General features: G+C 36.9%; 18 protein-coding genes and 1 pseudogene. 10 read left to right on the forward strand and 9 right to left on the reverse strand.

Annotated features, from left to right (window positions below; translation table 11 throughout):
• The first annotated feature begins 68 nt into the window (after nt 1-68).
• A complete protein-coding gene (locus PMI13_RS10855) occupies nt 69-710 on the forward strand; it encodes a hypothetical protein (protein ID WP_007843575.1) in 642 nt (213 codons plus the stop codon).
• Here the strand turns inward: PMI13_RS10855 and PMI13_RS10860 are convergent.
• The 9 genes and pseudogenes from PMI13_RS10860 to PMI13_RS10895 form a co-directional block, all read right to left on the reverse strand.
• Nucleotides 707-2,002 (reverse strand): glycosyltransferase family 4 protein, encoded by a 1,296-nt coding sequence (locus tag PMI13_RS10860; RefSeq protein WP_007843576.1) that lies wholly within the window; start codon nt 2,000-2,002, stop codon nt 707-709. The two genes, PMI13_RS10855 and PMI13_RS10860, sit on opposite strands and share 4 nt — an antisense overlap.
• 43 nt (nt 2,003-2,045) lie before the next feature.
• Nucleotides 2,046-4,586 carry a glycosyltransferase family protein gene (locus tag PMI13_RS10865; protein ID WP_007843578.1) on the reverse strand — a complete coding sequence of 847 codons (2,541 nt, stop codon included), beginning with the start codon at nt 4,584-4,586 and terminating at the stop codon, nt 2,046-2,048.
• Nucleotides 4,587-4,613: 27 nt separating this feature from the next.
• Nucleotides 4,614-4,841, reverse strand: coding sequence for a hypothetical protein (locus tag PMI13_RS10870; protein ID WP_007843580.1), 228 nt, complete (start codon nt 4,839-4,841; stop codon nt 4,614-4,616).
• Between the two features lie 26 nt (nt 4,842-4,867).
• Nucleotides 4,868-5,917: a DUF6263 family protein gene (locus PMI13_RS10875; protein ID WP_007843582.1), complete on the reverse strand. Its 1,050-nt coding sequence runs from the start codon at nt 5,915-5,917 to the stop codon at nt 4,868-4,870.
• Between the two features lie 11 nt (nt 5,918-5,928).
• On the reverse strand, nt 5,929-7,050 hold the full coding sequence (locus tag PMI13_RS10880; RefSeq protein WP_007843584.1) for a serine hydrolase domain-containing protein: 1,122 nt from the start codon (nt 7,048-7,050) through the stop codon (nt 5,929-5,931).
• Between the two features lie 4 nt (nt 7,051-7,054).
• Nucleotides 7,055-7,813 (reverse strand): 23S rRNA (guanosine(2251)-2'-O)-methyltransferase RlmB, encoded by a 759-nt coding sequence (gene rlmB / locus PMI13_RS10885; protein WP_007843586.1) that lies wholly within the window; start codon nt 7,811-7,813, stop codon nt 7,055-7,057.
• Between the two features lie 60 nt (nt 7,814-7,873).
• Nucleotides 7,874-8,219 (reverse strand): annotated as a pseudogene (locus tag PMI13_RS20920) (four helix bundle protein).
• Between the two features lie 10 nt (nt 8,220-8,229).
• Nucleotides 8,230-8,700, reverse strand: coding sequence for a DinB family protein (locus tag PMI13_RS10890; protein WP_007843587.1), 471 nt, complete (start codon nt 8,698-8,700; stop codon nt 8,230-8,232).
• A gap of 248 nt (nt 8,701-8,948) precedes the next feature.
• Nucleotides 8,949-10,286: a peptide-N-glycosidase F-related protein gene (locus PMI13_RS10895; protein WP_007843589.1), complete on the reverse strand. Its 1,338-nt coding sequence runs from the start codon at nt 10,284-10,286 to the stop codon at nt 8,949-8,951.
• Nucleotides 10,287-10,512: 226 nt separating this feature from the next.
• On the opposite strand from PMI13_RS10895, the gene PMI13_RS10900 reads away from it, so the two are divergent.
• The 9 genes from PMI13_RS10900 (at nt 10,513) to PMI13_RS10940 (ending at nt 20,081) form a co-directional block, all read left to right on the forward strand.
• On the forward strand, nt 10,513-11,811 hold the full coding sequence (locus PMI13_RS10900; protein WP_007843592.1) for a hypothetical protein: 1,299 nt from the start codon (nt 10,513-10,515) through the stop codon (nt 11,809-11,811).
• 300 nt (nt 11,812-12,111) lie between these two features.
• On the forward strand, nt 12,112-13,116 hold the full coding sequence (locus tag PMI13_RS10905) for an AAA family ATPase (protein ID WP_007843594.1): 1,005 nt from the start codon (nt 12,112-12,114) through the stop codon (nt 13,114-13,116).
• Between the two features lie 9 nt (nt 13,117-13,125).
• Nucleotides 13,126-13,584 (forward strand): GNAT family N-acetyltransferase, encoded by a 459-nt coding sequence (locus PMI13_RS10910; RefSeq protein WP_007843596.1) that lies wholly within the window; start codon nt 13,126-13,128, stop codon nt 13,582-13,584.
• Between the two features lie 104 nt (nt 13,585-13,688).
• On the forward strand, nt 13,689-14,552 hold the full coding sequence (locus PMI13_RS10915; protein ID WP_007843598.1) for a DUF58 domain-containing protein: 864 nt from the start codon (nt 13,689-13,691) through the stop codon (nt 14,550-14,552).
• 55 nt (nt 14,553-14,607) lie between these two features.
• Entirely contained in the window at nt 14,608-15,504 is an 897-nt protein-coding gene (locus PMI13_RS10920; protein WP_034670190.1) for a BatD family protein, read from the forward strand.
• Nucleotides 15,497-16,489, forward strand: coding sequence for a VWA domain-containing protein (locus PMI13_RS10925; protein WP_007843602.1), 993 nt, complete (start codon nt 15,497-15,499; stop codon nt 16,487-16,489). Before PMI13_RS10920 ends, PMI13_RS10925 begins: the two co-directional genes overlap by 8 nt.
• The gene (locus PMI13_RS10930) at nt 16,489-17,496 is read left to right on the forward strand and encodes a vWA domain-containing protein (RefSeq protein ID WP_007843604.1); all 1,008 of its coding nucleotides are present in this window, start codon (nt 16,489-16,491) and stop codon (nt 17,494-17,496) included. The genes PMI13_RS10925 and PMI13_RS10930 overlap by 1 nt, the downstream gene beginning before the upstream one ends.
• Before the next feature lie 99 nt (nt 17,497-17,595).
• Complete coding sequence (locus tag PMI13_RS10935) at nt 17,596-18,342, forward strand: tetratricopeptide repeat protein (RefSeq protein WP_007843605.1); 747 nt, start codon at nt 17,596-17,598, stop codon at nt 18,340-18,342.
• Complete coding sequence (locus PMI13_RS10940; RefSeq protein ID WP_007843606.1) at nt 18,342-20,081, forward strand: BatD family protein; 1,740 nt, start codon at nt 18,342-18,344, stop codon at nt 20,079-20,081. Before PMI13_RS10935 ends, PMI13_RS10940 begins: the two co-directional genes overlap by 1 nt.
• The last annotated feature ends 35 nt before the right edge of the window (nt 20,082-20,116 follow it).

Below are 20,116 nucleotides of genomic sequence, written 5' to 3' on the forward strand. Positions count from 1 at the left end.
TTTCCGCTTTTTTCTATAGTAATGTATAATTTCTTATATCGAACTCACGTTAATTATATATTGTAAAGATGAAAAAACTATTCATTTCAATTCTGGTTCTAAGTCTTGTAGCCTGTAAAAAAGAACCGAAAAAGCCTGCTGCCGGCAGTACTGATTCTACAGCTCATATAAAAACAGATACTGCAGCAAATACCCATGAGGTAATCGCTAATAAAGAAGAAGTTCTGAAGAAAACAAATGATGAAATTCTGAAAACCTTAAAAGATAAGGATTATAAAAAGTTTGCTGAATGCATCCATCCAAAGAAAGGAATCAGATTTTCTATGTATGCTTTCGTAGATCCTAAAAATGATAAACAGTTTTCTAAAGAGGCATTTGAAAAATATTATCCCGGTAAAACCCTGTTTACCTGGGGATCCCATGATGGTTCCGGTGATCCGTATAAAGAAACGATCAAAAACTATTTAGGAAAATGGGTGTTCTCAAAAGATTTTACTGTATCCTCTTATTCTCTGAACAAATTTCAGGGCGGCGGGAACTCTCTGAATAATTTACAAGAGATTTATCCAAAGCATGATTTTACCGAAAACTACATAAAAGGGACAGAAAAATACGGTGAAATGGATTGGAAGGCCCTTCGTTTTGTATTCGAGGAATTCCAGGGAACCTATTATCTGATCGCGGTGGTCAATGATCAATGGACTATTTAGTCTAAGATCTCAGCCAGCTTTTTAGTAAGGGTTTTTCTTGAAAACTGTTCAATATTCTGAGTGTTTTCGAGAAGATTCCCGTTTTTCCACAATTTATATTTTTCAAGGATGAACGTTTTTATTGTTTCAGAATCATGATAGCTGAAATGCTTTCCTGCATTGGTTTCTGTTAAAATTTTAGAAACATCGGCCTGATCCGGGCCAAATGAAATAATCTGTTTTCCGGAAGCTAAATATTCAAATATTTTCCCCGGGATAATACCTTTGGATGAGTCATTCGGAAAATTGGTAATCAGCAGCATATCAGAATTTTGCATTTCACCTACCGCCTTGTCGTGAGAAAGATAACCCAGATTGAGAATATGTTTTTTTAAATTTGAATTTTCGATCGTATTCAAAATTTTTTCATCAACTCGCCCCACAAATTTCAGAATGAAATCTTCTGCAAAATCAGGACAGGTTTTTACTAGTTCATTAAGACAATTCCAAAGGTTTTCAGGATTTCTCAACTGCTCTAAAACCCCGATATAACTTAATGTGAAAAGTGGTTGAAGGTTTTCAGTTTTACCTTTTTGATCTTTCGAATCACTATCATCAAATCCATTCGTAATACAAACTGCATGGGCTCCGTTTTTACGGAAGTTTTCAGCATCGGTATAGCTTGTAGCCAAGGTGATGTCTGCATTTTTAAAAACTTCACTTTCCAGCCGGCGGTGTTTTTTGTCTGAGCTTCGGGTAAGCTTTAAATGTTTATAATAAGAAATTTCTGTCCAGGGATCACGGAAATCTGCAACCCATTTCAGGCCGGGAAGTTTCTTTTTAAGACGTAAACCTATCAGATGCAAGGAATGGGGGGGACCCGAAGTGACCACTACATCGATTTTGTTCTCTTTTAAATACTGCTCTAAAAAACTGACAGAAGGTCTTATCCAGAAAACCCGGGCATCGGGAATGAAAAAATTTCCCCTTACCCAGATAGAAAGCTTAGACTTCCAGCTCTGGTTCTGGCCTACATCAAACTGTCCGGCCTTAAATTTCTTATTACTTTTATTAAGTTTTTCAGCCAATTGATAAGGCTCCCGGATTTTGGTTTTTATAATTTCAATATTTTCCGGGACATCTTTTAAAAGGCTTTCATCGAGTAACGGATAGCTGGGATTTTCAGGAGTATAAATCACCGGTTTCCATCCGAAATCAGGCAGGTATTTTGCAAACTTAAGCCATCTCTGAACACCAGGACCTCCCGCTGGAGGCCAGTAATAAGTGATAATGAGAATTTTCTTTTCTACCATTAACTATGAATTCTTTTTTGTCATTCTGAATGACAATCTGTATTTAGGCCTTTTCTTCAACCAGAATTTCTTTCTTTTTATTCTTATTCATCCAGAAAATTCCAAAGGCACTTAAGGCAAGAAATAATCCGAAGCAAAACAGAGAAATCCATTTCCCTTTTTCAATAACTTCGGGCTCGAAAACCATTTTGATCGTATGCTTTCCTGCAGGAACATGCACGGCACGAAGCAGATAATCTGCCTTAATGTACGGGACTTCTTTTTCGTCTATGAACATTTTCCAGCCATGAGGATAATAAATCTCAGAAAATACTGCCAGCTGGGGTGTTTTCGACTGAGATTTGAATTCTAGCTCATTCGGCTGGTATTCCGTTAAATTGATAAACGCTGAAGAATCTGGCTGTACAGGTTTACCCGTGAAATAGGATTTATCCGAAGCTGCAATGACAGCCGTTTTCTTATTATCAATAACACCGATGGATTTTATTTCTTCATTCGGGGTATTTACAAATTTTAGGTCACTTACCAGCCATGCATTTCCGTTTGCTTTTTCATTAGGAACGGCTTGTGGCTGTTCTGGCCCCCCCACTACCCAATATTTGGCATTCAGTAAATTGAGGATATTCGGAACTTTCACAGAATCCATCACCTGAAAATATTCATTGATGACATCATCATATCTTCTCAGCTTTACCGCATGGTAACCTCCGATAGAAGATTTAAAATAAGAAGTATTCGTTTCACTGAATGTTCCTAAAATATTGTTGAAAATCCTATAGTGTGTTTTATCTTTTTCAGCAATGGTTTCAAGGGTTTTATTGACATTGGCGTTGGAAATAATGGGTTCAAGATTCGGATTGCCCTGAACTTTTTCGGCTAATAAATCTGAGCTTTCCGTCTGGAACGGATTTTCAGCAAAGATTTTATCTACATAATTATCATTATTTAAATAGCGTTTGTTGACCGTCCATAAATCAAATAAGCTTACCACTCCAAGAATGATCAGGGCAATGTTCTGGTTAAGCTTTTTCTTCAGCACCATAAACAAAACTGCTGCAGCTATGGCTACGTAGATAAATGCTTTTAAGGCATCAACTTTAAATAGCTTAAATCTCTCGTCAGTAAGATAATCCAGCAAGAATGGCGGTAAGTATAGCTTTTCGTTTTCTGTGGCAAAACCTAGTAAAGATCTCCCGAAAACAAGAAGAATTAGCAGTAATCCTAATGCTCCGCCACTTACATAAAGAAGGATTTTCTTTTTATATTCTTCTGTTAATTTTTCGTCTGTAAAGAATTTATATAATCCGATAATGGCGATTAATGGGAATAATAATTCCACGACGACTAAAATAGACGATGGTGCTCTGAATTTATTGTAAAACGGCACATAATCGATAAAGAAATCCGATAACGGCATAAAGTTGCTTCCCCACGCCAAAAGGATAGTTAAAACGGAAGCGCCCAAAATCCAGTAACGGTATTTTTTAGAGGCAAAAAAGAAACCTAAGACAGCCAGGAAACACACGATGGCTCCCTGATAAGCAGGCCCGGAAGTTCCCGGCTGGTCTCCCCAATATGTCATTCCGCTGAATCCTTTCGAAATCCTGTCCATTTCAGCCTGGCTTGAAACATTTTCCTGAACCATCTCCTGCACCCTGTTCATCATTTCTTTTCCTTCAGGTTCCTGGGTTCCGCCACCCATTAATCTTGGGATAAAAAGGTTTAAAGTCTCCAGTCTTCCATAGCTCCACATCAGCATACTTTGCTTATCCATTCCGGACTTTCCTGAAGTATGGTTTTCGGTATTTAAAATCTGCTTTCCACGCACGGTTTCCTTAATGTATTCGGAATTGGCCATGATTCTCTGGGAATTCATACCGACCCCTATTACACATGAAACAGCAATGATGGCCGAAGAAATAAGGAAATGTTTCACCGGCGTTTTTTTCATGATCACCCTGATTAATTCAGACAGGAATAAAAATCCTAAAGCAATGAACAGGTAATACGTCATCTGCGGGTGGTTTGCTGCAACCTGAAGTCCCATAAAAAAGGTAGTGACAATGAATCCTAAAATATATTTTTTACGGATATATACCAATAAAATTCCAGCTAAAAGAGGTGCGAAGTATTCAATGGTATTTACTTTACCATTATGTCCTGCCGCAATAATAATATAAAAATAGGTGGAAAGCCCGAAGAAAGTGGCTCCTAACAAGGCGTATTTCCAGTTTCTGACAACCACCATTCCCAAAAGGAAAAACCCTGCAAATAGTAAGAACAGATAATTAACAGGTCTTGGGAGAAAATTCAGATTGCTGTCAATTTTTTTGATGATATCACCTTTAAACTGGCTTCCCATCTGATAAGTAGGCATTCCTCCAAACATAGAATCACTCCAGTAGGTTTCTTTTCCTGTGTCTGCCCTGTAATCGAGAAGCTCTTTTGCACCTCCTCTGTACTGAACAATATCATGCTGGAAAAGCTGTTTTCCTGTAAAAACGGGAGTGGAGTATAAAAATGCTAAAACTATAAATACAACTAATGAAATTGCAATATAAATTAAGTTTTTATTTTTAGCCATGTTGGTTACTATCTTTTATTGGGTATTTTACCTGTTATCTTTCGTTTCTTTTATCTCTTCATAGTCCACCGTTTCTGCGTCCCACTTGAGTTTCGGGTTATCCTTATTCGAGTTTTGTATATCCTGCTGTCTATTATTGTTACTGCTATTGTTAAACCTGTAACTATAAAATGTCTTAAAGAAGATCCTCTTCAGGATATTCCAGACAAAGAAAAGAATAATAGCGGTGAGTACCAACTCAAGAATGAACTTCATAATTTTTTATTTTAAAAACTTCAACATTATTTGTTGGAAGGATTTACCATAACAGAAGAATTGGAAACGCTTTTCATAGACTGGGACTGTTTTCCGTCTGAAATGGTTTCTACCTGTGTTGTTTTTACCGTAATATTCTGGTTGGTAATCCATCCTGTACTTTGATCAAATTTCAGGGTCCCGTTTTGTACAAGCTCACTGCTTAAGCTATGAGTGATTGCACCCTGGGTTTTCTTCTCGGTTTTTTTAGGGATGCCTCCAGTTACAGAGATTTCCGCAATACCGTTTCCTACACTTTTTAATACATAATCAGAAGTAACTTTTATCTTACCGTTTGGATCTGCATTTTCAGAATTGGTCCACTTTTGACCTACTTTTACTCCTTTTTTAGGGATAACCGTAAGGTTTTTGCTGAACTGGTCTTTCAAAACTTTTTCATTAAACGACTCTTTAAGACTGGCTACAACACTTTCTTTCTGATTGGCATCTTTAACGATGGTGCCTACAGCATTTAAAACTTTAGTATAAATGGCATCAAAACCTGTAATAGAGATCACATTTCCTTTTGTATCCATTTTCATATTCAGCTTATTGCCTGTCAGGGCTCTGTTGATATTCCAGATCATTTTAAGATCGTCTTCTTTCGGGATCGGTAGTTTTGTATCTACAACAATGGTTTTTCCTTCGGCAGACTGTGAATTTCTCTTTCCGATCAGGTTAAGGGTCATATCATAAACATTTCCTTTAATATCGTTAACCGTGAAAGACATCTCGTCGGTAGCCTCGCTTGTTCCGTTCAGGGTTTTTCCTTGCGGATCGGTCATTGTTTTTACATCTCTCTGATAGGTTGTAAGAGGATATGTTTTTCCTTTTTCCAATTTAAAGCTTTGGGTATAAATACCTGCAGAATCTTTAATAGCCGGATTTTCTGCAACTTTGGCCACAGAATCAGCCGGAACTTCTACCGTAACGGTTTTCCCGGTTTTCGGATCTACTTTTGTTATTTTTGCCGTTTCTTTTTTACAAGATACCAAAGCTATAGATGATATCAGCATTAATGCCGCTATGTTTTTCATTTGAATTTTTTTTAATTTTTACTACTGTTTTTTATTATATTTTCTGCAATATCCTGCAGTTTCCCCTGCGAAGACCTGTCAGATTCGTTTGAAAGTATAATCACACCCATATTTTTTGACGGATAGATCTGAAGCACACTTGAAAAACCAAATGTTCCTCCTGTATGATAAATTATCTGGGTCCCATCTTCACAGGTGTGGATTTTCCAGAACAATCCGATTTGATCACCTTCCCCTTTTACAACCGGAGTATGAGAAAACTGAACATATGTATTGTTTTTATCCAGATGATACTGGATATATTGTACAAGATCTCCTGTAGTTGAATAAATTCCACCGGCAGGAGCCATAATACTTGTTATATTTCTTGGCATTACTCTTCCTTTTTCATTGTAACCGGTCAATAGTTCTGCAGAATCTGTACCAATTATGGTTTGATTCATTTTTAACGGCTTTGTAATGTATTCCGAAATTAATTTTTCATAACTTTTATGATAGACTTTTTCCAGGATATCACCGGCAATCTGGGCTCCTGTATTAGAGTATTTAAACTCAGTTCCAGGAATAAAATCAATTGTAGCCTGATGAAGATCTTCTGAAAATTTTTTTCTTGAATAATCCTTGTAAAAATCTGACAATAAAAATGGAATAGAATCGGCAGGTTGTTTAAAAGTTTCCGATTGGTCCGGTAAAAACTGAGGCAATCCGGATGAATGATTGGTAAGGTTACCAATGGTTATCGGGTGTTTTTCAAATTCGAGATTCGGATAATCTCCGGCTAAATATCGTCGGATATCATCATCCAGTTTGATTTTTTTATCTACCAGAGCATGAGCCAAAAGTGTTCCTGTAAAGGTTTTAGTGATTGATGCAATTTCATAAACACTTTTGGAAGTCGGAAGTCCAGGTTTTCCTTTTTCCGTGGTTCCGTAATTATAAAAATAACTTTTACCGTCTTTGATAATGCCAATCGAAAGTCCTACACGGGCAGGATTTTCCATATAGACAGAAGCTTCCTTCTGAACAATTTTATCCAGTTCAGTGACAAGATGATTGTCTGTAGGAATGTTTTTATTTTGTGCATTCAAAAAAAAGGATGCAAAAAATAAGGGTAAAAGCAATTGGTTTCTCATAGGTTTATAGATTAGGAACTGCAGTCATTTTCTGCCTTACCGCTTCATACAAAATTGCTCCGCAAGCTACAGAAACGTTGAGGGATTGAGTTTTTCCTTCAATAGGTAATTTTATTTTTTCATCAGAATGATGCAGAACTTCTTTAGAAATACCGGTTTCCTCATTTCCCATTACAATAGCACATGGTTCTGTGAAATTTACATCATAGATGAGTTTTTGAGCTTTTTCACTAGCCGCAAAAACAGCAATTCCGCTTTGCTGTAAGAAATCTACCGCGTGTGCCAGATTGGCTTCTTTACAGATTTTAATATTGTAAATGGCCCCGGCAGAGGTTTTTATGGCATCTGAGTTAATGGGTGATGCTCCTTTTTCAGGGATAATAATGGCATCTACTCCCACACATTCGGCAGTTCTGCAGATCGCACCGAAGTTTCTAACATCGGTAAGCCTGTCCAGAATTAATAAAAAAGGAATTTTCCCTTCTTCAAATAATTGCGGAACGATATCTTCCACTTTATGAAACGGAACGTCGGAAATAAAAGCGACAACTCCCTGGTGGTTTTTTCTTGTAAAACGGTTGAGCTTTTCAACCGGAACGTAGTTGGGACGTATCTTATTTTTAGCTAAAACAGCTTTCAGTTCTGCATAAATATCACCCTGCAATGCATTCTGCACGAAGATCTTGTCAATAGTTTTTCCCGCTTCAATAGCTTCAATTACGGGACGAAGCCCGAAAATAAAATCGTCTTTTTTATCTGTCATGTTAATATCTAAATTATTTATTTAAGGTTCAAAGTTTAAAGTTTTATACTTTGTTCCTTTTCAATCTGTAGTGCTCAAATATTTAATAAAAGCACTAATTTTTTTACTTAATATTTCTGTTTGTTGTTTTAAAACTTCAAATTTTTCTTCAGAAATAAAATTTCTATCAAAGACTCTATAGAGTTGAGATCTTGTCTCTCACAAGAAGCTTTTACAATGGAAAGGAACTTAATAAACTCCTTATTTCCATTTCTTTCAAACCCTTCTGCAATATTCCATAATCAATCTGGTTAGAAAGTTTAAAATTATTTTTAAGATTTGTCAATTCAATAATATTTTAAATTTCATGACAAAGTTCCCGGGATAATTTCCAGATTTCTAAATTTTGTAATTGTCGCCATAACAACCTTAAACTTCTAGTATTTTTCTCCTAAAATTGCTCTTTTTTGCGACATGGCATATCCATAATGCAGGCTTTCATGCATGTTGTTGAAAATGATTGCATCCTGAATGCTTTTCAGATCCAATCCGAAACTTGTAGTGTACGGAGTATAGTCAGAAAAGAAATCACTGTCATAATCTTTCATTAAAATCTTCGAAGTTTCAGTCAGTAGAAATTCAAGATCTTCCACTTCGGATTTTTGAACATTTAAATTGGGCAGCGTTCCTTTTTTGTAGGTTTCAATCCAATATTTATCAATTCTGAAAGGATTTCCGCTTAAGTAATAATGCAAAAGCTGTTGTGTAGCAACGGTATGTGCAATATTCCAGTAAATGTTGTTGTTGAAGCCATCCGGGATATGCAAAAGATCTTCGTGAGATGTGTTTTGCAGAATATCCAGGAGATTTCTTCTTACCTGTCTGTGGGCTTGAAAATGATAATTCATTTTACAAAATTTTAATCACCAAAAATAGTTTAATAAACTGAAAATGACAATTTTTTGGATAAAGGATTAAGGTAAAAGTTCTTAAGTATTGAAATAATGCCCTATTTATTATTTCTTTTAATGAAAAAGCGCCGAAAAAATAAATTCGATGTGGTCTTTCAATAAAAACTCCTCTGAAAAAGATTCAAAGGAGGAATTGTATGCGTTTCAAATTTACGTGATTTGAATTCTTAAAAAGATGATCCGTCTTATTTTCTGATGATTTTATGTTTAAAGGTTATTCCGTTTTTCAGGACAATATTCAAAAAATAAACACCTGTACTGTAAGATGAAAGATCTATTTTATTTGTCTTGTAGGTTTCAGCTAATTTTTTCCCGTCAGCACTGAAAACAGCTGCCGAAACGACCTCTGTTTCCGATTTTATATTAACGAAATCAGAAGTAGGGTTAGGGTATATATTTACATCTATTGTCTTAACATCCTTTATTCCTAAAGTAGAATTGCTTTTCCCCTGCATATAAACAGATAAATAAACATCGCCCTGCTGCTGATTAAATACAGCTGTTGGGATGGTATGTTTCAGGGTATGGCTTCCGGCGGTCATGCTGGCTAATGTAAATCCTCTGATAGGAACAGAATTACCCGGGCACCAGTTGTTCCATGAAGTCCATTCCGCAAATGATCTTGGGGTACCTCCATAAATTCCGTTACCCTGTGTGTTGTATACCCTGTAGGGTTCACAGGAAATTCCTCCGGGAGTATAGGTAAGCATTTGTACACCATCAATATAAGTATAGTTTTGTCTTCTTACATATTCTTCACCGCCGCTGTTGGCGCCATGGGGAGTAGATATGACAAAGAAACGGGCATTGGTCACGGCATTGGTAAGGTTAAAATTGACAATTCTAACGGTTTCACCGGTAACGTCAGTACTATTGTAATTATTGAGCCTGCTGTAGCTTAATATAGGCACAAGGCTATTGTAGTCTGTGGCAGTTGCCCCTGTATCTGTTGAGAAAAAAGTCAGAGTCCCGGAAAATACGTCAGTTCTGCCTGAGCATCCCGCAACCTCATTCTGCGCTGCATAGGGGACACCGAAAACATCCAGTTCCATATACATATCATAAGTACTGCGTAATACGACATCATGAAATACATTATATAAATTGCTTAAGTCATAGGTATAAGGAACTTCCTGGGGAGACCGGTTTTTATTCATAAAGGGAGTGATATACCTGGCTACTTCAATTCTTTTAACATTAACATCATTGATTGTATAAGTAGGCTGGTTTTTGGGAACCATTGCTAAATAAACACTTCCCAGACGGTCATAATTATCACACAGCGCACCTATAGTTACTCTCATGGCAATCTTTGCTTTAAAGGAATCCAGCTCTGTATCTGTAAGTTTTCGTGCATATTTCGCATTGGACAATCTTATGAGACCGGGAGGAACGGGATCGGATACCGTAGCTGCATAACCATCATAATAAACTGCCTGTGAAATTACGTTCATCACCGGAGTTGTCTGGGCCTGAAAAAAGCCTGAGAAGAAAAGACTTAAAAAAAATATATTTTTATACATACCATTGGTATTTTATACAAATATATTAAAATATGTACTTGAATTGAGGCTGCTTAATTATATTTTTAAAATAAATGCTTATTTATTGTTGATTGTGTAAGATTTAATATTTGAATTGAGGATTTTCGCTTTAAATATTGATAAATGTGAATATTTAATGATGTTATAGTGTTGTTTGGTGTTTTTATTATTAAATTAGCGTCATAATTAATAAAAATCATTATTAATGGTGAAGAGGAATTTACTTTTATTTTTATTATTGACGGCATTGATGCTGAATGCCCAGATAAATATAAACATAGGAAGCACAAGTGTAGGGACTGCGCCGATAAGTAGTTTTTTTTCTTATTCTTATGTGCAGCAGATTTATCCTAAACAGGAAGTTAATGCTAATGCGGCAGGAAATATTACAGGCCTTAAATTTTACATGGATCCTTCAGCAGGCATTGCGGATTCCTCAAACTGGACTGTTTATCTCGGGCATACTTCAAAGACTGCATTCACGTCCGGCACAGACTGGATTCCTTCTTCGCAGCTGACTCAGGTATTTGCAGGTGCTGTAACCAATAATAATGGAGTAGTGGAAGTTGTTTTTACAACACCGTTTTCCTATAATAATACAGATAATTTAGTCATTGCAGCAAAAGAAAATGCTCCGAGCATTGATATCAATAATTTTGATGAGGTCTTTCATGTTTACCCGCATTTTCCAAATTCTACCCTTTATTATAAGGGAGACCATGCAGTTATTAACCCTTCATCTCCACCCGGCGGAATAAGAGCCGATTATAAATCGGCAATAACGATTTCAGGACTGGCACCCAGCCCCAACCCGGCTTGTCCTTTCGTGCTCTATCCCGTAAATAATGCCCAATCTGTTTCTTTATCTCCCAATATCAGTTGGTACCCTGTTTCCGGGGCAGATTCCTATAAAATATCAATAGGAACCACTCCGGGAGGTACAAATGTTGTTAATCAGCAGACAGTGACTACCAATAGTTTTTCTCCGTCAGCTGCACTTAATCCGGATACCAATTATTATCTGAAAGTTACAGCTGTTTCGGCTGGTGCTGAATCTTCCGGCTGTACGGATATTGCTTTTAAAACCATTCCACCGATACCGGTAAATGATGCGTGTTCAGCAGCTTTGCTGGCATCTGCTTTTCCTTATAACTATACACAGAGTGATGCCGTATCAGCCACTAACAATGGTGGATTTATAGGGATTTGTCCTGATGCGATGAATGATGGGACCTGGTTTAAAATAAACGGAGATGGCAGCCAGTATACCATTAAAGTGTCAATGCCTGGGGGCAGCACTTTCGATCCTCAGATAGGAATATACAGTGGCAGCTGTGGTAATTTTACATGTGTAGGAACAAGGGACAACGGAGGTAATGGCACCGCGGAAACGATTACAATCACAACAACGGCAGGTACCGGGTATTATATCAACGTAGGAGAGTACAATGAAACAGTAGATCTGCCGGAAAGCACATTCACCATTACCATTACTAAACTTTAATAACGTCATTTTTTACTTATAATTTTAAAGTTCATATAGCCGGACTATATGGACTTTATTTTTTTGTTATTTCCGTCTTCAAATACCTTTTAGATTCGTATCTTTCTGATTTAATAAGTAATTAATATCAATAAGTTTTGCCGTTAGAGCTAATTTTATCCATGAAAAACTCACATTATATTGTTGCAATGGGCTGTCAATCCCGGAATATTTAACAAACTTTAACTCAAAAATGGCATTAATTGTGTTGATTAATGCGAGTATTTATTAGAAATTTACCAATTATTTTTAAATTAAGATATGTCAGATACACATCAAGCCGAAGACATTCGTCAGCTAACGGAAAAAGTAAAAGAACAGAATTACTTATTTTCACTTCTGAGACAGGAAATCAACAAGGTTATTATTGGGCAGGAATATATGATAGACCGTCTTTTGATAGGTCTTTTGGGAAATGGCCATGTCCTGCTGGAAGGAGTTCCGGGATTGGCTAAGACGCTGGCCATAAAAACATTGGCAGAGGCTGTTCATGGTGAGTTTTCAAGAATTCAGTTTACCCCGGATTTGCTGCCTGCAGATGTGGTGGGAACTATGATCTATAATGTTAAGGATAACGATTTCTCTATCAAAAGAGGGCCTGTTTTTGCTAATTTCGTGCTTGCTGATGAGATCAACCGTGCTCCTGCAAAGGTGCAATCGGCTCTTCTGGAAGTCATGCAGGAAAAACAGGTGACGATTGGAGATGAAACCATGAAACTTCCGAAACCATTTCTGGTACTGGCTACTCAGAACCCGATCGACCAGGAAGGGACCTATCTTTTACCCGAAGCTCAGAGCGACCGTTTTATGCTGAAATGTACGATAGATTATCCTAAATTTGAAGATGAAAGAACGGTGATGAGAATGGTTTCTACCTCGCATCAGCCCGAAGTAAAACCGGTGATCTCTTTACAGAATATTGTAGATGCCAAATCTTTGATCAACCAGATCTACCTGGATGAAAAAATTGAAAAATATATTCTGGATATGGTTTTTGCAACACGTTATCCTGAAAACTACGGGCTTTCCGATCTTAAAAATTATATCAGTTTCGGGGCTTCTCCGAGGGCATCAATCAATTTAGCCATTGCTTCAAGAGCCTATGCATTTTTGAAAGGAAGGGCATTTGTGATTCCTGAAGATGTAAAAGAGCTGGCTAAAGATGTACTGAGACACAGGATTGGCCTGAGCTTCGAAGCGGAAGCTGAAGAAATCTCAACAGAAGAAATTATCAATAGAATTTTAGCGAAAATTCAGGCACCATAAATTGTTTTGATGAAAGAGGTAATAATCAGAAGAGCGGTTCAGGAAGATTGTGCTCCCATGTTGGAGCTGATCAGAGAGCTTGCCGAATATGAAAAAGCTTTGCACGAAGTTACAGTAACTTTAGAGCAGTTTACTGAAGACGGATTTGGGCAATCACCAGTTTGGGGAGCATTTGTAGCCGAAGTGGATCATAAAATTACAGGGATCTCATTGTTTTATGACAGATATTCTACATGGAAGGGAAGAAGACTCTATCTTGAAGATCTGGTAGTAACTGAAAAAATGAGAGGAATGCAGATCGGGAAGAAATTATTTGATGCTACCCTGGAATATGGAAAATCAAATCGGTACAGCGGAATGGTTTTTCAGGTATTAAACTGGAATGAACCGGCCATTAATTTCTATAAAAAATACAGTCCGAAATTTGATGATGAATGGTTTAATGTTTCGATTGAGTTTGAAGAATAAGGCAGGAAGATGGAAGTAATATCAGTCAAAGCATTAACCCTAAACATAAAACTTTAAATCCAAAACGATCAACTCTCAACTTTAAACCCTCAACGAACGAATACATGCAGATAAAAGATATTGTAAAAAAAGTAAAGCAGATAGAAATCCGGACCCGAAAGAAGACGGAAGCTACTTTAATGGGACAATATCACAGCGCTTTCAAAGGGCAGGGTATGACCTTCTCTGAAGTACGTCCGTATCAGTTTGGTGATGAGATCAGGAGAATCGACTGGAATAAAACCGCACGTTTCCGTGAGCCGTTTGTAAAAGTAATGGAGGAGGAGAGGGAATTAACCATGATGCTCATGGTGGATATTTCTGCTTCAATGGATTATGGAACAAAAAAACAGCTCAAAAGGGAATATGTTGCAGAAATTGCAGCAAGCTTAGGATTTTCGGCAGCCGGGAATAATGATAAAGTAGGGTTGATTTTATTTGCAGACAAGGTATATAAGGTAATTCCGCCTCAGAAAGGAAGGAAACATATTCTTTCAATTATCAGCACGATTTTGACTGCAGATTATGTTCCTGCTGTTTCTAAAGTGGATAAAGCCCTCGAATATATGATGGGGATCTTTAAAAGAAAGTCCCTACTTTTCCTTTTTTCAGATTTTGAGGATGAATATGATTCCAAAATGTTGAGGGTCGCTTCCAAAAAGCACCAGTTACTGGGAATGAGAATTTATGATGAAAAAGATAATGAAATTCCGGATGTAGGATACACGCTTTTATATGATGCGGAAACCGGAAAGCAGGTCTGGGCAAATACCTCCAGTGCAAGGTGGAGATATAATTTTGCGGAAGCCCAGAAGCAGAAAATAAGAAATCTTGAGGAAGATTTTGCCAACAGCTCGGCCAGCTTTATGAATATTAATACCGGTGCAGATTATTCAAAATTATTGTATAATTATTTTCAGAAAAAATAATTTGATTGATCAAAGAGCATTTAGATTTTATCCAAAATTTATTATTTATTTAAAATTGAAGAAATTACTGTTTATATTATGTATTTTTATCTGTGCGAATGCTTTTTCACAGATCCTCTCTTCTAATCTCGAGAAGCAGACTATTGCTCTGGGAGAGGTGAATCATTTTGTCGTAAAAATCAACAATCTTAATAATCAAAAAGTTTCTTCCGCTGCTAAAAATGAATTGTTACCTTTTCATTTTGAAGCGATCAAAGACAGTATCGGAAGCGATGCCGGTTCCTATGAGCGGAAAATTGAATTTGCAGTGTATGAGGAAGGCAAATTTACCATTCCCGTTCTTGAATTTAAAGTAGGAGATAAAATTTTAAAAACAATTCCTTATGAAGTAGAAGTCGTTAATACGGCACAGAAAGCGGATCAGATTAACGATATTATGAAAAATAAGGAAGTGAAGCTTGAAGTAAAAGATTACTGGGAGCTTTACAAATGGTATGTTTTGGCAGCATTGGGTATTATTGCTTTAATCATTGCCATTATCATGTTTGTGAAATGGGGCAGGAAATCAAAAAACTCATCTGCGGCAGCTACCAACCAGACTTTAAAAGAACTGGATTCACTTAAAAAGAAAAAATATATTGAAGAAGGAAACTATCGGTCATTCTATGTGGAACTGATTGATATTTCAAGGAAGTTCATTACCAAGCAATACCACGTGCCGGCGGATGTTTTACTTACCGATGATCTTATTCAGCGGATGAAAGAAAATATTACCATTTCACTGGAAAACGAAAAAGTGGTGGAAGACGTATTTGTAAGGGGAGATCTGGTAAAATTTGCCAAGACATTCCCCGGTCAGGATACCATGGAAAAAGATTTTACGGATATCAGGGAATTTGTGAAGAGATCATCAAAGGATTTAGAATTTGAAAATTTAAGAAAAGATGTTTAATTTCGAATTTTATAGTCCGTGGTTTTTATTGCTGTTTCTGCTGTTTATCCCTCTTTTATTCAGGGATATAAGCAAGCAGAAACGAAAGGGGATAAAAGTTCCCACAGTAAAGAATATGGGCGAAAGCAACGGGATTCTTGCTGTGCTTTTCCTCCTTAAAATATCAAAGTATATCATCCTTTCTGCGCTTATTATCGCCATGGCGAGACCCAGAACCTTTACGATCTCCCAGGACAGAGACGATACAAAAGGAATTGATATTATGCTTTCCGTAGATGTTTCTTTAAGTATGCTGGCGAAAGACCTTACTCCGGATCGTCTGACAGCTCTTAAAAATATTGCAGTGAAATTTGTGCAGAAGCGTCCCAATGACCGGATAGGCCTTGTGAATTATTCAGGAGAAGCCTTTACAAAAGTACCCGTAACTTCCGATCACCAGGTGGTGGTGGACGAATTACAGAATCTTAATCCATTGGAATTACAACCTGGAACTGCTATCGGAGAAGGGCTCTCCATAGCTGTTAATCATTTAAAAAACAGCAAAGCAAAAAGTAGGATCATTATTTTAATGACAGACGGAGTCAATACGATTGAAAATGCCATGCCACCACAAATTGCTGCGGAGCTGGCGAAAAATAACAATATAAAAGTATATTCCATTGGGATTGGAACGAATGGATATGCTTTAATGCCCACACAGACAGATATCTTCGGTGATCTGGTTTTCACGGAAACGGAAGTGAAGATTGATGAACCTGTTTTAAAAGAAATTGCCCAGATGACAGGAGGAAAATACTTCAGAGCAACTTCAAACAGCAGTCTTGAAGAAGTCTATGATGAAATCAATCAGCTGGAAAAATCTGATGTAAAGGTTTCCAAGCTGTACAATTACCAGGAGTATTTTAAAATTTTCCTTTGGATTGCTTTAGGGATGCTGGTTATGGATGCACTGTTGAGATGGGTACTTTATAAATTTTTAAGCTGATGGATTGGTATTTAGGAAATTACTGGTATCTGTTGTTGCTGTTGCTTTTGCCGCTGCTGGCTTATGTTCTGATTCGTTTTTTTAAATGGAAAAATAAAAAGAAAGCAGTATTTGCAGATGCACAGTTTCATGAAGTGCTATTTGATAAGAAATCAGGGTTTACCAGGTTGTTTCCGACTTTATATCTTTTGGGAACCTTATTCTTGATCTTTTCGATTATTGATTTGTTAAACGGATCGGAAGAAATAAAAACCAACCAGAGACTGAATAATGTGATTTTTATGCTGGATGTTTCCAATTCGATGAATGCAGAAGATATTAGCCCAAGCCGTCTGAATGAAGCAAAAAACCTGATGGTAAATGTGATGCAGAAGATGAGAAGCGATAAAGTAGGTATTGTAATTTTTGCGGGGCAGGCTACTTCTATCATGCCTTTGACAACAGATTATAATTCTGCTGAAATGTATATTAATGCTATTGAAACCAATTCTATGCAGATCCAGGGAACCGATTTTTTAAAGGGAATGCAGGTTGCTGTTGATAAATTTAAGAATGTGAGCAAAGGATCCAGGAAAGTAGTTTTATTAAGCGATGGAGAAGATAACGAAGGTAACGACAATGCTGCGATAAGATTGGCCAGCAAAGAAGGAATTATGGTTACTTCAGTGGGCATAGGTTCTGACGAAGGAGCGCCGGTTCCTGAATATGTTTTCGGACAGCTGATGGGCTATAAATCTGATAGAAGCGGTGAAACTGTTATCTCCAAAAGACAGACTGAAGCATTGAAAAAGCTGGCCCGGTCAACAGGTGGTGCCTATATCGACGGGAATAATATCAACGAAGCCCCGGAAAGAATTATTGAGGCTTTAAGTAAAAAAGCATCTTCCTCTGAAACGCTTGTAAAATCCCAGAATGCCAATCATTATTATCAGTACTTTTTAGCAGTTTCGATATTATTTTTCTTTTTGATTTATATTTTTAATCCGAAAAGAGATTTTAATGTGTAATTGATGACGCTTTTCATAATATTTTTACCGGTTACTTTAACCGAATTTTAACAAATAAAACTCTGTTTATTAACATATAAAGGAATAATTTTGCAGTTGATGGATACTAAAATCATTTTTTTATCGTTTGTATTTGCTTTTTTATCTTCAGGCTCCCTGTCTGGGCAGGAAAGCTACAGGACTTTGGTGTATGAAGGTAACCAGAAATTTAACGGTAAAAACTATGATGGAGCATCTTCCCGGTATATGGAAGCTATTAAAACCAATCAAAAAGATTTTACAGCTCATTACAATTTAGGAAATGCTTTGTATAAAAATAAAAAATATGAAGAGGCTAGAGCTGAGTTTGAAAAAGCACAGAAACTTTCTCAGACACTTCCGGATAAAGCTGCTGCCCTGCACAATTTAGGAAATACCTATATGCAGATGAACCAGCCGGAAAAAGCAGCAGATTTTTATAAGCAATCTTTAAAGCAGGATCCTTACAATGAGGCAACAAGAAAAAATTATGAAATTGCCAAACTGAAAGAAAAACAGAACCAGCAAAAGAAAAACCAACAGAACAATTCAGGAAAAGGAGGCGGTGGTAAAGACCAACAACAAAATGATGATCAAAAAGGCAATCCGAAAGATCAAAAGCAGGATCAGGGAAAAGGCCAGCAAAATCAGGGTGAAAGTCAACAGGGAAATAATCCGGACCAGAACCAGAATAATGAAGGTAAAATACCCAAAGATCTTGAAAACGCAATATTAAATAAAGCAAGCGATAAAGAAAAAGAAACCGCCAGAAGAATTTTAAATAAAGATTCTTATTCGATGCCTGAAAGCAACGAGAAAGATTGGTGATGCAGCACAGACTGATTTACATATTACTCCTTTTTACATCCGTAATTTCTTACGGACAGATCAACTTTTCCATTACTCCGGATAAAACGGATTACACCAGCAAGGATGTCATCAACCTTACAATTATTCTTGAATTAAACGGAAGCGAATACAATCAGCAGACTCCACTCCGTTTGCCGGATCTTTCCAAGTTTAATATGATCGGAAGCGGTTCCGTGAGCAGTGGTTACATGGATCCGGAAACCAATACGGTGATTACCCAATATGTAACGAGAGTGGCTCTTGAGCCTAAGCAAAAAGGAAAGGTGAAAATCGGGTCGGTTCTTGTTACCATTAACAACAAAATTTATAAGACAGAGCCTTTTGACGTCTTCATCAAAGAAGTGGACAAAAAATCGGTGGCCAACAATGCTTCCAATGATGTCTACCTGAATATGGAGATCGAAGACAGGGAAGTATATCAGGATCAGCCGACAATTGCTGTATTGAAAGTATATTCCAGAAATATGGATAATTTCAGGAAAGTAAAAAATATCCATCTTCCGGAGCAGGAAAACATCAATGTACATCCGATCAACTACAAAAAATCTGAAATAGACCCTTCTTCAGGATATGGAAATATGGCTTCCCAGGTTTTGGCGATGTTTATGGTATTTCCTAATGAAGCAGGCTATGTAGAAGTTCCGCCTGTATCGGCTTCTGTAAATACTTACAACAATAAAAATAAAATACTTTCCAATAAAGTAAAGCTTAACGTAAAAAAGCTGCCGGAAGGCTCTCCTGAAAGTTTTAAAAATGCAGTCGGGAAATTTAATATCAATGTTTATAACGCTTCAAAAGAAAAAGTTGAAGTAAAAAAACCTGTCAGCGTTATTGTAAAGGTTTCCGGAGAAGGCAATTTAACCGATATGGTTCTGCCAAAAATTGCAGCATCACCCGATTATGAAATTTTTGCCCCTAAAATCACTTCAAAAGTGGCCCCCGGAACTGTGGGGATAAAAGGAGAGATTTTAGCAAATTATATTATCATTCCGAATAAAGCCGGACCTATTTCCATTAAAACGGAAGAGTTCGCATTTTTTGATCCTGCAAGTAAAGAATATGTTGATCTAGGCCAGGAAACCTTAGCACTGAATGCATTTTCCCATGAGCAGATTGCAGAATCACGTACAACGGTTGAAAAAGTAAATGAATATACCAATACCTTTTTGGAAACAGTAAACAGCCCGGTATTGAAAACCACTTCGTTTAAAGTTAAAGAAAAGAGCAAATTTCACTGGAATATTCTTTTGACCAACATTGCTATCCTGCTGGGTTTGTTTATTACCTATCTTTTATTTAAGACTTGGCAAAAAAAACGTAAATTAATTAAAGAAACCGTACCGCCAAAACCTTTGGGATCTGTTGCAGAAACGGAAAAAGAAATTAGAGAAAGACTGAAAACCGATGTCAATGATTATTTCGGGTATCTTGAAAATCTTAAGGATAGTGGTGACTATCTGAAATTTTTCCATATTGTGGAGGAATTGGATGCTGATGTGAGAAATCAGTATTTTCAAAGCTCTGCAGAAGATTTCAGAAAATTTTTAGAAAGCTATAAAGGGAGTGCTGTTGCTGAAGAGTATAGAAACCTTTCCCAGAGAATTCAGATGGAGAAGTATTCTCCTGTGAAATCTTCAGAAGGGATCGATGAACTTTTAAAGGCGATTGTTAATTTGTATTCTCAAATTAGCAAATAGTTAATTTTTTTTCATATTTTTGCGAAATTTTTAAT

Source organism: Chryseobacterium populi, from assembly GCF_000282115.1.
GTDB lineage: Bacteria > Bacteroidota > Bacteroidia > Flavobacteriales > Weeksellaceae > Chryseobacterium > Chryseobacterium populi.